The sequence below is a fragment of the Devosia sp. Root635 genome (genome assembly GCF_001427605.1).
GTDB lineage: Bacteria > Pseudomonadota > Alphaproteobacteria > Rhizobiales > Devosiaceae > Devosia.
This window is the reverse complement of record NZ_LMGZ01000011.1, coordinates 12029-26035: the sequence shown is the minus strand read 5'-3', so window position 1 is coordinate 26035 and position 14007 is coordinate 12029. Positions and strand designations below refer to the sequence as shown.

The window sequence follows — 14007 nt, the reverse complement described above, 5'->3', positions numbered from 1 at the left end:
CCTCATGGTCACTCTGATCGACAATTCGGCGCTGAAACCCCGCCACCCGGAAAAGGCCAACCGGCCCGACAGCGTGGTGCTGCGCAAGCCCGACTGGATTCGCGTCAAGGCGCCGGGCTCCCCGGTCTACAAGGAAACCCAGAGAATAGTGCGCGAGAACAATCTCGTGACGGTCTGCGAGGAAGCCGGCTGCCCCAATATCGGGGAATGCTGGTCCAAGAAGCACGCGACCATGATGATCATGGGCGAGATCTGCACCCGCGCCTGCGCCTTCTGCAATGTGCGCACCGGCCTGCCGGGGCCGCTCGATCCCAATGAGCCCGAGAATGTCGCCAAGGCAGTGGAAAAGCTCGGGCTGGAGCATGTGGTCATTACCTCGGTGGACCGCGACGACCTGGCCGATGGTGGAGCGCAGCATTTCGCCGACGTGATCCTGGCGATCCGCGCCCGTAATCCCCGGACCACGATCGAAATCCTGACGCCGGACTTCCTGCGCAAGGAAGGCGCGCTGGAAATCGTGGTGGCGGCCAAGCCCGACGTGTTCAACCACAATCTGGAAACGGTGCCGTCGAAATATTTGAAGGTGCGGCCGGGCGCGCGCTATTTCCACTCGATCCGCCTGCTGCAGAAGGTCAAGGAACTCGACCCGACCATGTTCACCAAGTCGGGCATCATGGTGGGGCTGGGCGAGGAGCGGAACGAAGTGCTGCAGCTCATGGATGACCTGCGATCGGCCGATGTGGATTTCCTGACCATCGGGCAGTATCTGCAGCCGACCAAGAAGCACACGCCGCTGATCCGCTTCGTCACGCCGGACGAGTTCAAGTCCTACGCCACGGTGGCCGCGGCCAAAGGCTTCGGGCTGGTGTCGTCCAGCCCGCTGACCCGCTCGTCGCATCATGCCGGCGAGGACTTTGCACGGCTGAAGGCGGCGCGGATGGCACGGCTGGGGCATTGATGAAGCGTTTTTTCGAGCGGCATGTGCCGCACCTGCCCCAGCGCATGTTCGAGATCGTCGCCGACCTGAACGACTATCCGCGCTTCATTCCCAACTGCAAGGCGATGGACATTCGCAAGGATCCCGCTTCCGGGGAAGCGGACGTGCGGCTGGCGAAGATGACGCTGTTCTTCGGGCCGATCACGCAGGCCTATACCAGCCGGGTGACGCTGGACCATCAGGCGCTGACCATCACGGCCAAGGCGGTGGATGGCCCCTTCGCCTATCTCGACAGCGTCTGGAGCTTCGAGCCCGAGGGCATGGGAACGCGGGTTCGGTTCGAGATCGACTTCAAGATTTCCAATCCCTTCATCGCCGCGGTGGCCGAGCCGGCTTTCGCGGCGAAGCAGGACGAAATCATGCAGGCATTTGCAGACGAGGCCGATCGCCGCTATGGTGACTGATGTTCCCGATTTGTTCGGGGACTCAATCGGGGTGATCCATGATCCGCAAAATCGAATGTGTCTGCATGCCGACGAAGGATATTGCCGCGTCGGAAGCCTTTTACCTGTCATTGGGACTGACGCGCGGCTGGATCATCGAGCGGCCGCGACCTGACGGCGGCATCTGGACGCTGATCGGCCTGAAATTTCCCGATGTGGCCAGTTCCGAGCTGGTGCTGAGCGACAATGCGGATATCGATTTCCCCGAAGTCGAACTGGCGGTCGACGACGTAAGGGCGACCTTTGCCGAACTCCGGGGCTATGCGGGCGTGACCTGGATACGGGAGCCGTTTGCCACGGAGTCCGGCCATGTCGCGGTGATGGAAGCGCCTGATGGCAACGTGTTCGTGCTGGTCGGTGCCTGAGGCGGATTAGTCCTTGTCGCTGGTCAGCACCTGCAGCACCAGGTCCAGTGCGGCCTGGACGCTGGCCTTGCGGATGCCGTCGCGGCCCAGGTCGCCGAAGCGGTGTTCGATGACAACGGTGGCCAGCTCCGACGACACCGCCACGTAAACCAACCCGACCGGCTTTTTTTCGCTGCCGCCATCCGGGCCGGCAATGCCGGTGACCGAGACGGCATAGTCGGCGCGCGCGGTATTGCGGGCGCCGTCGGCCATGGCGCGGGCCACCTGGTTGCTGACCGCGCCATAGTCGCGGATCAGCCGCGCCTGCACATGGATCATGCGCGACTTGGCGGTATTGGCATAGGTGACATAGCCGCCATAGAGGGCGGCGGAAGCGCCCGGAATATCGGTCAGCGCCGAGGCGACCATGCCGCCGGTGCAGCTTTCGGCAGTGACAATGGTCTGCTTCTTCTCGGTGAGCAGATCGATGATCCGCTTGCCTGGATCGAAGGTGGCGTCCGGCTTTTTAACTGCCATCAATCGACCCTCGGCATTTCTACGCTTGCACTGGCCATGGCCACCATGCCTTCCTCCCGCCCGATGAATCCGAGCTTCTCGCTTGTCGTCGCCTTGACGGCGATCCGTGTCGGCGCGATGCCCAGTGTTTCGCCGATGACACGCTGCATCGCCGGAACATGACTGGCGATCTTCGGCGCTTCACAAACGATTGTCACGTCGAGATTGACGATACGACCGCCGGCTTTGGCCACGAGGTCCCCGGCATGCTTGAGGAAGATGGTGGAGGCAGCGCCGCGCCACTGCATATCGGAGGGCGGGAAATGCACACCGATATCGCCTTCGCCGATGGCGCCGAGAATGGCGTCAGTCAAGGCATGCAGCGCCACGTCGGCGTCGGAATGGCCCTTGAGCCTGGCGTGATGCGGAATGCGCACCCCGCCCAGCCACACGGCATCGCCAGGCTCGAACTGATGGAAATCAAAGCCTGAGCCGATGCGGGTTTCCACGATGGTTTCTCCAGACAGGATGCGCTCCGCCTGGGCGAAGTCTTCGGGATGAGTAATCTTGATATTGTCGCGGTCGCCCATGACCATGGCGACGCGCAGGCCCGCCCATTCGGCGATTTCGGCATCGTCGGTGAACTGGCGGCGGATGGTCGAGGCGCGCATATGGGCGGAAAATATCTGGTCGAAGCGGAAGCCCTGCGGGGTCTGTGCCGCGAAAAGCTGACCTCGATCCTCGGTGGTGGCGACCTGCCTTCCGTCGAGCGAGCGCTTGATGGTGTCCGTGACCGGCAAGACGGGCAAGGCACCCTCATATTGATCGAGTGCTGCCAAGACATCACGGACCACCTGCCGCGTCGCAAAAGGCCGAGCGGCATCCTGGATGAGCACCAGGTCAGGCCGATGCGGCGCCAGGGCCTTGAGCCCTTCCAGCACCGATGCCTGCCGCGAGGCGCCGCCAACTACCGGCGGCAGCAACCGGGTGTCGGCCAGGTCCAGCGCGGCGTAGCGGTCGGCGTGATCGGCATGGACTACGGCGAGGACGCTGGTGACGTAGGGCAGATCGAGAAAGACGCGGACCGTGCGCGCCAATATGGGGGAGCCGGCGACCCGGCGATACTGCTTGGGGTCGGCGGAACCATCGGCGCTGGCGCGTTCACCTTTGCCGGCGGCGACAACGATGACGGCTATTGACTTCTGACGCATTGAAAACCGGGCAACCTGGACTTGAAACCGTCACATATCAATGGTCTAGCGCCCGTCATGGCATGCGGCAAGTGCAGGGCTGCCGCACCGCCGCAGGCGCCATATAAGGTGTTGCGCTGCCGGTCATTTTGATTATTGTGCAGGCATTCTTTTTAAAATGACCATTTCTGGGGCAGTTCGTGTCTGAGGTTGCCTGCAAGTTGAGCATCGGGAACCATACGGTTCGCAACAATGCTTTTCTGGCGCCGATGGCCGGAATTACCGATCGCCCGTTCCGCAAGCTCGCCGAGCGCTTCGGCGCCGGCATGGTGGTGTCGGAGATGATTGCCAGCAATGCGCTAGCCGTGGGCAACCAGGACATGGCGCGCAAGCTGGGCAAGCCCGGCAGCCTGCCGCATATGGTACAACTGGCCGGCTGCGAGGCCGAATGGATGACGCGCGGGGCGAAAATCGCCCAGGATGCGGGCGCCGACATCATCGACATCAATTTCGGCTGCCCCTCCAAGCGGGTGACCAACGGCTATGCCGGCTCGGCACTGATGCGCGTGCCGGACCATGCCATGACGCTGATCGATGCCGTGGTGAGCGCGACGCCGCTGCCGGTAACGGTCAAGATGCGGCTGGGCTGGGACGATGACAGTCTCAACGCGCCTGAGATGGCGCGGCGGGCCGTCGATGCCGGCGTGCAGATGATCACGGTACATGGCCGCACGCGGCAGCAATTCTACAAGGGTTCTGCGCGCTGGGAACTGGTGCGGGCCGTCGCGGAAGCCGTGGACGTGCCCGTCGTGGTCAATGGCGATATTGTCGACCTGGCATCGGCGCGCGAGGCGCTGCAACAGTCCGGGGCTGCGGCCGTGATGCTCGGTCGTGGCGCGCAGGGGCGGCCATGGGCTGTGGCGCAGATCGGGGCAGGGCTGGCGGGGCAGGCGGGCCCTGCGGCACCGCAGGGCGATGAACTGGTCGCGCTGGTGGCCGAGCATTACGAGGACATGCTGGTCGAGTATGGCATAGCGGTTGGCCTGCGGGCGGCGCGCAAGCATCTCGACTGGTACACCGAGGCAGCGGGCGTCGTGCTCGACAAGCCGGCCCGCAATGCCTTTCTCAACAATGATGTGCCGGCCGATGTGCTGCGGCAGATCGCTGCCATCTTTTCCAGTGAGCAGAGGGTTGCCGCATGAGCGCCATCGAGGCTCCGGCGCCTGCTGCCGGCCCCGTTCCATCGACCGCCGTGCTGCAGGCGCTGCCGCAGCCGATCATCGTCTGTGGTGAGGATCGCGAGATCACTTTCGTCAACTATGCCGCCGAGGCGTTTTTCGGGGCTTCGCTGAGCGTGCTGACGCGGCAGCGGCTGGATGACCTCATCGCCTTCGGCTCGCCCATTATCGGGCTGGTGGAAACGGTGGCGGCACGGCGGGCACCGATGACCGAATATCGCGTGCGTATCGGCTCGTCGCGCTTTGGCGACGAGCGTATCGCCGATGTGTTTGCCAGCCCGCTATCGGACAGCGACGGCCGAGTGGCGCTGCTGATCCAGGAGCGCACCATGGCCGACAAGATCGACCGCCAGATGGTGTCGCGCGGCGCGGCGCGCTCGGTGACCGGCCTCGCCTCGATGCTGGCGCATGAGATCAAGAACCCGCTTTCAGGCATTCGCGGCGCGGCGCAATTGCTGGAACAGACGGTCAGCAGCGACGAAATCCCGCTGGCGCGGCTGATCCGCGAGGAAACCGACCGCATCGTGCATCTGATCGACCGGGTGGAAGTCTTCGGCGACGAGCGCCCGATGGAGCGCGAGCCGATTAATATCCATGTCGTGCTGGATCGAGTGAAGCTGCTGGCGCGCAATGGCGTGGCACGCGGCATCGCCTTCTCCGAAGAGTACGATCCATCCTTGCCGCCGGTTTTCGGCAACCGGGACCAGTTGATCCAGGTATTCCTCAATCTAGTGAAGAATGCCTCAGAAGCCATTGAGCGAACACAGAAACCGGAGATTAAGTTCTCCACCGCCTTCCGTCCCGGCATCCGCATCGCGGTGACCGGCGTTTCCGAGCGCATTTCCCTGCCGCTCGAAATCGTCATCGAGGATAACGGTCCTGGCGTGCCGCCCGATATTCTGCCCTTCCTGTTCGATCCCTTCGTCACCACCAAGACCAACGGCTCCGGCCTCGGGCTGGCGCTGGTGGCCAAGATCGTCGGCGACCATGGCGGCGTCATCGATTGCGACAGCCGGCCGGGCCGCACCAGGTTCAGGATTCTCCTTCCCGTTGCCAGCGGGGCATTCCAGGCCATCACCAAAGAGGAAGCGGCGCAATGAGCCATGTCGTCCTGCTCGCCGATGACGACGCAGCCATCCGCATGGTGCTCAACCAGGCGCTGACCCGAGCCGGCTATGAGGTTCGCCCCACGGGCAATATTTCCACCATGTGGAACTGGGTCAGCCGGGGTGAGGGTGACATCCTCATCACCGACGTCGCCATGCCTGACGGCAATGCCTTCGAGGTGATGCCCAAGATCAAGAAGCTGCGGCCCGACCTGCCGATGATCGTGATGAGTGCGCAGAACACCTTCATGACCGCTATCCGCGCTTCGGAAGTGGGCGCCTATGAATATCTGCCCAAGCCGTTTGACATTACCGAGGTGCTGTCGGTGGTGGCGCGGGCGTTGGCCGATGCCAAGAAGCCGACCACGGCGGACCGCCGCGCCGAGGAACCCGGCGAAACCATGCCGTTGGTGGGCCGCTCCACCGCCATGCAGGACATCTACCGCGCCTTGGCGCGGCTGATGCAGACGGATCTCACGGTGATGATCACCGGCGAAAGCGGCACTGGCAAGGAACTGGTGGCGCGGGCGCTGCACGACTTCGGCAAGCGCCGCAACGGGCCGTTCGTGGCCATCAACATGGCCGCCATCCCGCGCGACCTGATCGAGGCCGAACTGTTCGGCCACGAGAAGGGCGCTTTCACCGGCGCCAATACGCGCTCGTCGGGCCGCTTCGAGCAGGCCGAGGGCGGCACGCTGTTCCTCGACGAAATCGGCGACATGCCGATGGATGCCCAGACGCGCCTCCTGCGTGTGCTGCAGGAGGGCGAGTACACGATGGTCGGCGGCCGCTCCTCGATCAAGACCAATGTGCGCATCGTCGCTGCCACGCATCGCGACCTGAGCCAGATGATCCGCCAGGGCCTGTTCCGCGAGGATCTCTACTATCGCCTCAACGTGGTTCCGATCCGCTTGCCACCTTTGCGCGAGCGCGTCGACGACGTGGGCGACCTGGCCGTGCATTTCCTCAATGCGGCGCAACGCGAGGGCGACCCGATCAAGTCGATCTCGCCCGAAGCCATCAAGCTGATGCAGAACTATTCCTGGCCCGGCAATGTCCGCGAACTGGAAAACCTGGTGCGGCGCCTGTCGGCCCTCTATGCCGACGAATCGATCTCGGCCGAGATCGTGCAGAACGAACTCAACATTGCCGAACGCCCGGCAGCGCAGGGGGCGGCCGGCCCGATGGATGTATCGGTCGCGGTGGAAACCCATGTCGGGCAGTTGCTGCGCGAATATGAGCCCAACCTGCCGCCGGCGGGGCTTTATCAACGGGTCATCGACCGGGTGGAAGCGCCGCTGATCGCCATGGCGCTCAATGCCTGCGGCGGCAATCAGATCAAGGCGGCGGACCTGCTCGGGCTCAACCGCAATACGCTGCGCAAGAAAATCCGCACGCACAGCATCGAGATCGTCAAGCACAGCCGGCGAAACGGCTAGGTTCCTTGGAGAAGAGGAGCCGCGTTTGCGGCACGTCGGGCCCTGCGAGCTTAGCTCTTCGGACCTCAATCGCGGAAAACGCTCCACAGGAACGGGCGGCCGACTGGATTGGATTCTTGGCGTGTCCGGGCCCTGCGCGCGTAGCGCTTCGGGCCTGACGACCTCAAATCGCTCCACTGGAGCGATTTGACGCGCAGTAGGCGCGCCGGTCGTCAGTGTCACATTTTAGCAACAATTATCTTGAAGGGTCGGCCGAATTGGGTCAGACTCTGCCTTCCTGCGGCGGAGATGGAGTGCTTTCGGGCATTTATGAGTGATGTAGCGGCGACAAATGAGGGGGCCCCGCAGGGTGTCGCCGGCGACATGGCCAAGCCGGCCAGGTCGCCATTTGCATCGGCACGCAACAACCGATCCCTGCGCATCCTGGGCTTCGTCGTGGTTTTCGCCTCGGTGCTGATGTCCTCGATCTCGTTCCTGATTCTATCGGGAACGACCAATATCGAGCCATCCACCACGGTCTGGACGGTGATCTGGATCGTCACCGGCGTCCTCGTGCTGCTGGTCATCGCGCTGGTGGTGACCGAGGCGGTGCTGCTGTTCCAGGCCCGCATGCAGCGGCAGGCCGGCGCCGGCCTGCAGATCCGCATGGTGACCATGTTCGCGCTGGTCGCCGCCATTCCCGCGTTCATCGTGGCCGTGGTGGCGACCATCGCCCTCAATCAGGGGTTGGACCAATGGTTCTCCGAGCGTACCAGGGCCATGGTGGAAAGCTCCCGGCTGGTTGCGCGATCCTATTTGCTCGAACATGCGCAGGTGCTGCGCGACGACGTCATCTGGGTGGCAGAGGAACTGGAACAGGCACACGCGACCTTCGATGAGGACGGGGATCGCTTCCAGCGCATCCTGACGGCTTTGGCCGTGACACGGTCGCTGCCGTTCACGTCGCTGGTCAATGCGCAGGGCGAGACGCTGATGCGGGCGCAGATCGCGGTGCAGGGCGCCTATCCGCAATTGCCCGAGGGCATCACCGAAGGGCTGGTGGAAGGCATACCGGCGGCCATTGCTCCGGGGCGGATCAACCTCGTGGGCTCGGTCATCAAGCTACGCGGCTACGACGATACGTATCTGTTCGTAGCTCGCCCGGTGGAGGCCGAGGTGCTCGAATATATGCAGCTCACCGACGAGAACGTCACCGAATACCGCGAATATGCGTCCAACCGGCTGGTGTTCCAGATCACCTTCACCATCATGTATGTGGGCCTGGCCGTGGTGCTGCTGCTGGCCGCCCTGTGGATCGGCATTGCGCTGGCCAACCGCTTCGTCGACCCGATCCGCAACCTGATGATCGCCTCCAACCGCGTCAGCAATGGCGACCTCGACGTGCAGGTGCCGGTGCAGGAGGGCAGGGGCGACCTGCGCGACCTCAGCAATGGCTTCAACCGCATGACCGAACAGCTCAAGAGCCAGCGCGAGGCGTTGCTGACGGCCAGCGAGATGAACGAAAAGCGGCGACAATTCACCGAGGCGGTGGTGGAAGGCGTGTCGGCCGGCATTATCGGGCTCGACCCGTTCGGCGCGGTGACGCTGGTCAATGCCCGCGCCTGCGAAATGCTCGACCGCGACGAAATCGACCTGATGGGTGAACCCATAGAGGAGGTGATGCCGCTGCTGGCACCGACGCTGGAACGCACCCGCTCGGCCCGGCGCGGCCAGGTGCGCGACCAAATCCAGCTCGGCAACGAAACCGATCGGCGCACTTATCAGGTGCAACTGACCCGCGAAGGCTCGATCACCGAATCCAAGGGCTACGTGCTGACCTTCGACGATATCACCGACCTCGAATCCGCCCAGCGCACCAGCGCCTGGGCCGACGTGGCGCGCCGCATCGCCCACGAGATAAAGAACCCGCTGACCCCCATCCAGCTTTCGGCCGAACGGCTGCGCCGTCGCTATGGCACAAGGCTGGAGGACGATCGCGACGTGTTCGACAAATGCATCAATACCATTGTCCGCCAGGTGGGCGACATCGGGCGCATGGTGGACGAATTTTCCGCCTTCGCCCGCATGCCCGAGGCGGCGCCCGAGGTCGCCGACCTCAGCGACACGGTGCGGCAGGCCGTGTTCCTCGAAAGCGTGCGGCTGCCCGAAATCACCATCAACACGATCCTGCCCGAAGCGGCCATCCACGCCTGGTTCGATAGCCGGCTGATCGCGCAGTCGCTTACCAACCTGATCAAGAACGCGGTGGAAGCCTTTGAATCCATCGATATGTCTTCCGAGTGGAGACCAACCATAACCGTCGAGGCGCAGCTCGAGGGCAACCATGCCCGCGTTGCCGTGTCGGACAATGGCAAGGGCTGGCCGAAGGACAACCGCCAGCGCCTGCTGGAGCCCTATATGACGACGCGGGAAAAGGGCACCGGCCTGGGCCTCGCCATCGTCGCCAAGATCATCGAGCAACATGGCGGCATCGTCGAACTGATCGACGCCGAGCCCGACCCCACCGGTCGCGTCGGCGCCTGCGTGACCTTCACGCTCCCCTTGCAATCCCCCACCAAGTCTTCAGCGGCGGACGGTTCGAGCCACTCGGAACCCGCATCCGCCCAACAGGAGGAACCGCTTATTTCAGCGGTAGTTCATAAGTAATGGCACTCGATATTCTCATCATTGACGACGAAGACGACATCCGCGACCTGATCGCGGGCATCCTCGAGGACGAGGGTTTCGAAACCCGGCAGGCCCATGATGCCGATAGCGGCCTCAACGAAATCGCGCGGCGTCGGCCGAGCCTGGTCTTCCTCGATATCTGGATGCAGGGTTCGCGGCTCGACGGACTGCAACTGCTCGACGTGTTCCAGAGCCAGCATCCGGACATGCCGGTGGTGATGATTTCGGGCCACGGCAATGTGGAAACTGCCGTTTCGGCCATCCGCCGTGGCGCCTACGACTATATCGAGAAGCCGTTCAAGATCGACCGGCTGCTGCACATCACCCAACGGGCGATGGAGGCGACGCGCCTGCGCAACGAAGTGGCCGAACTCAAGGAACGCTCGGCTACCAAGAGCGCCGACATGGTCGGCACCTCGCCTTCGCTGCAGCAGGTGCGCGGCATTATCGAGAAGTCGGCGCCGACCAATTCGCGCATCTTCATTTCCGGCCCGTCCGGGGCGGGGAAGGGCCTCGTCGCCCGGATGATCCACCAGCGCAGCCCGCGGGCAGAGTCGCCCTTCGTCGAAATCAACGCTTCGCTCTATGCGCCCGAGGAAGTGCCGGTGGTGCTGTTCGGTCGCGAGGCGCGAGAGAAAACGGGCATTCTCAAGGTCGAGGTCGGGGCGCTGGAAAAGGCCCATGGCGGCACGCTCTACCTCTCCGAAGTGACGACCCTGCCGGCGGCTACGCAGGCGGCCTTGCTGCGAACGCTGGTGGAAAATCGCTTCAATCGAGTCGGCGGCACGCAGGCGGTGCCGATCGATGTGCGCATCATTTCGTCGAGCTCGCAGAATGTGGCGGCACAGGTCGAGGCGGGCGAACTGCGCTCGGACCTGTTCCACCGGCTGTCCATCGTGCCGCTGCCGCTGACGCCGCTCAAGGAACGGCGCGAGGACGTACCGCCGCTGGTCGCGGTGTTCATCGAGCAGGTTTGCCGCATGCACAATCTGCAGCGCATGACGGTTGGCGACGATGCCATTGCCGTGCTGCAGGCCCAGGAATGGCCGGGCAATGCCCGGCAGTTGCGCAACTCCATCGAGCGCCTGCTGATCCTGATGAAGGACCAGCAGCCCGAGGATGGCGTCATCACCGCCGCCATGCTGCCATCCGACATCGGCGAAGTGCTGCCCACGGTGGGAGACACCGACGCCTCGGCGCATCTGATGAGCCTGCCGCTGCGCGACGCCCGCGAGGTGTTCGAACGGCAGTATCTGCTGGCCCAGATCGAGCGCTTTGGCGGCAACATTTCCAAGACCGCCGAGTTTGTCGGCATGGAACGCAGCGCCCTGCACCGCAAGATCAAGTCACTCGGACTTTGAAAATCCCCGAAAATTCTGGCGTGCCATGCAATTGGCGCGGTAGGCATCAAAAATGATCTGTGCCATAGTGTTTGAATTCATGCCGGTGGGAACTGGGCGGCAGTTCCAACGCCGGACTGGCAGGTAGTTGCAACGACGACAGCGACAAGCAATGCCGCGAAAAGAGGCCTCTATGGCGAACGAAAAACAACAAAATCTCCAGGATTCCTTCCTCAATCACGTTCGCAAGCAGAAAGTACCGGTCACGATCTTTCTGGTAAACGGCGTGAAATTGCAGGGCGTAATCACCTGGTTCGACAATTTCTGCCTGCTGCTGCGCCGCGATGCGCAGTCGCAACTGGTCTACAAGCACGCGATCTCGACCATCATGCCGGGCGCGCCGATCCAGTTGTTCGATCCCGAGCAGAACCACGACAGCGACTAAACGCGCTTTGTTTGGTCGCGTTTCCGAACCGCAAAACCGTTTCCACTTTGCTGGAAACGCTCCAGAAGGCCGCAATGACCGAATTTGACGACGAGGCCGCCCAGAGAGGCGGCCCGCAGGCGTTTATCGACCAGCGTGCGCAGCCGACACGTGCCGGACTGGTCGTGCCCGATGTGCGCAACCAACTGTCCCGCCATTCGATCGAGGCCCGCCAGGCCGAATTCGAGGGGCTGGCCGGAGCCATTCGCCTCGACATCGTCTTTTCCGAGGTGTTCAGGGTTCGCGAGATCAAGCCGGCCACCTTTATCGGTGGCGGCCATACCGAAGCCCTTGCGGCACGGGTAAAGGCCGAGAAGATCGACCTGCTGCTGGTCGACGCGGCGCTTACAGCCATCCAGCAGCGAAACCTCGAAACCGAGACTGGGGCCAAGGTGCTCGACCGCACGGCGCTGATCCTCGAAATCTTCGGCGAACGCGCGGCGACACGCGAAGGCGTGCTGCAGGTCGAACTCGCCCATCTCAACTACCAGAAGGGGCGCCTGGTCCGCTCTTGGACCCACCTGGAGCGCCAGCGCGGCAGCGGCGGCACCGGCTTCATGGGTGGCCCCGGCGAAACCCAGATCGAAAGCGATCGTCGCCAGATCACCGACCGCATCGTGTTGCTGGAAGATCGACTGGAAAAAGTCAAGAAGACCCGTGCGCAGCAGCGTCAGCAGCGCGACGGCACGCCCATCGTGGCGCTGGTCGGCTATACCAATGCGGGGAAATCAAGCCTGTTCAATGCCTTGACCGGGGCAGGGGTGTTCGCCAGGGATCTGCTGTTCGCGACGCTCGACACGACCGTCCGCAAGCTGGCTTTGCCGCATGGCCGTGAAGTGATGCTCAGCGATACGGTGGGCTTTGTCGCCGACCTGCCGACGGACCTGGTGGCGGCGTTTCGCGCCACGCTCGAGGAAGTGCTCGACGCAGACGTGATCCTGCATGCCCGCGACATTGCCAACCCAGACCACGTGGCTCAGGCACATGATGTGCTGTCGGTGCTGGCCGATCTCGGGGTTTTACCCGAGACGACACCGATCATCGAAGTGTGGAACAAGGTCGATCTGGTCAGCGAAGACGCATTGGTGGGCATCGTTCCGGCCGGCAAGGTGGCCGCCGTCGTGCCGGCATCGGCGATGACGGGGCAGGGGCTCGACGCGCTCAAGCTGGCCATCGAAAAGGCGCTGGCCGAAAAGAGCCGGACCTATCATGTTCATGTGCCGCATACGGCGGGATCGGACATCGGCTGGCTGCATTCGCATACCGAAATCGTGTCGCGCGACGAGCCGACCGAAAAGGGGTCGGGTTTCGTGGTGCGGGTCGAGCCGCGGCACAAGACGGCGTTCCTCGAACGGTTCAATGGCCGGATCGAGAGCTCGGACGCCTGAAACTGCCATGGCGTCGAGTGGAGGCTTGGCACTATCCCTTATCGGCAGCCCGGATCTCGTTCCAGTAGCCATCCATTCGCTCCAGGCCGGCCGATTTCGGCTCGATGCCATCCTCGCGGCAGCGGGCTTCGACATGATGGAAGCGGTGCGTGAACTTGTAGTTGGCGTCGCGCAGGGCGGCTTCGGCATCGACGCCGGCATGGCGCGCCAGATTGGCGACGGCGAACAGCAGGTCGCCGATTTCCTCGCGCACCGCATCCGCATCGCCCGATGCCCGAGCCTCGGCGACTTCAGCGAGTTCCTCGTCGACCTTCGCTTTGACCGCGGCAAAGTCCGGCCAGTCGAAGCCGACCTTGGCGGCGCGCTTAGTCAGCTTCTCGGCGCGGGCCAGAGCAGGGAGCACATTGGGAACGTCGTCGAGGATGGACGGCGCCGTATCGCCCTTGCGCGCGGCCTTGGCAGCGCGTTCCTGTGCCTTGATGGCCTCCCAGCGCCGCTCGGATGCCGCCGAGTTGCCGGCATCGGCATCGCCGAACACATGCGGATGCCGCCGGATCAGCTTGTCGGTAATGGCATAGATGACGTCGCCGATATCGAAATGGCCGGCCTCGCTGGCCATCTGCGCGTGGTAGATCGGCTGCAGCAGCAGATCGCCAAGCTCTTCGCGCAGGTCGGGGAAATCCTGGCGCTCGATGGCGTCGGCAACTTCGTAGGCTTCCTCGATCGTATAGTGCCGGATGGTCGAGAAATCCTGCTCCAGATCCCAGGGACAACCCCCGACGGGATTGCGCAGGGCCGCCATGATTTCGATCAGGCGGGCAATGTCACGCGATGGATGCATGGATATCTCGTCAG

13 protein-coding genes are annotated in these 14007 nt (G+C 63.4%); 10 read left to right on the top strand and 3 right to left on the bottom strand.

The genetic code is table 11. The features are described from left to right. The first annotated feature begins 4 nt into the window (after nt 1-4). Genes lipA through ASD80_RS06435 form a run of 3 tightly spaced genes read left to right on the top strand, consistent with a single transcriptional unit; the run spans nt 5 to nt 1805 of the window. On the top strand, nt 5-958 hold the full coding sequence (gene lipA, locus ASD80_RS06445; RefSeq protein WP_056230535.1) for a lipoyl synthase: 954 nt from the start codon (nt 5-7) through the stop codon (nt 956-958). Then, nucleotides 958-1401 carry a type II toxin-antitoxin system RatA family toxin gene (locus ASD80_RS06440; protein ID WP_056230533.1) on the top strand — a complete coding sequence of 148 codons (444 nt, stop codon included), beginning with the start codon at nt 958-960 and terminating at the stop codon, nt 1399-1401. Before lipA ends, ASD80_RS06440 begins: the two co-directional genes overlap by 1 nt. Nucleotides 1402-1439: 38 nt before the next feature. Further along, nucleotides 1440-1805: a VOC family protein gene (locus ASD80_RS06435; RefSeq protein ID WP_056230530.1), complete on the top strand. Its 366-nt coding sequence runs from the start codon at nt 1440-1442 to the stop codon at nt 1803-1805. A gap of 6 nt (nt 1806-1811) precedes the next feature. Here the strand turns inward: ASD80_RS06435 and ASD80_RS06430 are convergent, their stop codons facing one another. After that, a complete protein-coding gene (locus tag ASD80_RS06430) occupies nt 1812-2321 on the bottom strand; it encodes a CinA family protein (protein WP_056230528.1) in 510 nt (169 codons plus the stop codon). Further along, a complete protein-coding gene (locus ASD80_RS06425; RefSeq protein ID WP_056230526.1) occupies nt 2321-3511 on the bottom strand; it encodes a bifunctional 2-C-methyl-D-erythritol 4-phosphate cytidylyltransferase/2-C-methyl-D-erythritol 2,4-cyclodiphosphate synthase in 1191 nt (396 codons plus the stop codon). The genes ASD80_RS06430 and ASD80_RS06425 overlap by 1 nt, the downstream gene beginning before the upstream one ends. A 179-nt stretch (nt 3512-3690) precedes the next feature. On the opposite strand from ASD80_RS06425, the gene dusB reads away from it, so the two are divergent. From dusB to hflX, 7 genes are all read left to right on the top strand, one after another. Further along, nucleotides 3691-4692 carry a tRNA dihydrouridine synthase DusB gene (gene dusB, locus ASD80_RS06420; protein WP_082555106.1) on the top strand — a complete coding sequence of 334 codons (1002 nt, stop codon included), beginning with the start codon at nt 3691-3693 and terminating at the stop codon, nt 4690-4692. Further along, on the top strand, nt 4689-5828 hold the full coding sequence (locus ASD80_RS06415) for a two-component system sensor histidine kinase NtrB (protein ID WP_056230525.1): 1140 nt from the start codon (nt 4689-4691) through the stop codon (nt 5826-5828). Before dusB ends, ASD80_RS06415 begins: the two co-directional genes overlap by 4 nt. Then, entirely contained in the window at nt 5825-7273 is a 1449-nt protein-coding gene (ntrC, locus tag ASD80_RS06410; RefSeq protein ID WP_056230523.1) for a nitrogen regulation protein NR(I), read from the top strand. Before ASD80_RS06415 ends, ntrC begins: the two co-directional genes overlap by 4 nt. A gap of 309 nt (nt 7274-7582) precedes the next feature. Continuing rightward, nucleotides 7583-9919: a sensor histidine kinase NtrY-like gene (locus tag ASD80_RS06405; protein ID WP_162247326.1), complete on the top strand. Its 2337-nt coding sequence runs from the start codon at nt 7583-7585 to the stop codon at nt 9917-9919. Next, nucleotides 9919-11301: a sigma-54-dependent transcriptional regulator gene (locus ASD80_RS06400; RefSeq protein WP_056230520.1), complete on the top strand. Its 1383-nt coding sequence runs from the start codon at nt 9919-9921 to the stop codon at nt 11299-11301. The genes ASD80_RS06405 and ASD80_RS06400 overlap by 1 nt, the downstream gene beginning before the upstream one ends. A gap of 172 nt (nt 11302-11473) precedes the next feature. Then, on the top strand, nt 11474-11725 hold the full coding sequence (gene hfq, locus ASD80_RS06395; RefSeq protein ID WP_056230518.1) for an RNA chaperone Hfq: 252 nt from the start codon (nt 11474-11476) through the stop codon (nt 11723-11725). 74 nt (nt 11726-11799) lie between these two features. Next, entirely contained in the window at nt 11800-13152 is a 1353-nt protein-coding gene (gene hflX / locus ASD80_RS06390) for a GTPase HflX (protein WP_056230607.1), read from the top strand. 31 nt (nt 13153-13183) lie between these two features. Here the strand turns inward: hflX and mazG are convergent, their stop codons facing one another. Further along, nucleotides 13184-13993, bottom strand: a complete 810-nt coding sequence (mazG, locus tag ASD80_RS06385; RefSeq protein WP_056230516.1) for a nucleoside triphosphate pyrophosphohydrolase — start codon at nt 13991-13993, stop codon at nt 13184-13186. Between the last annotated feature and the right edge of the window lie 14 nt (nt 13994-14007).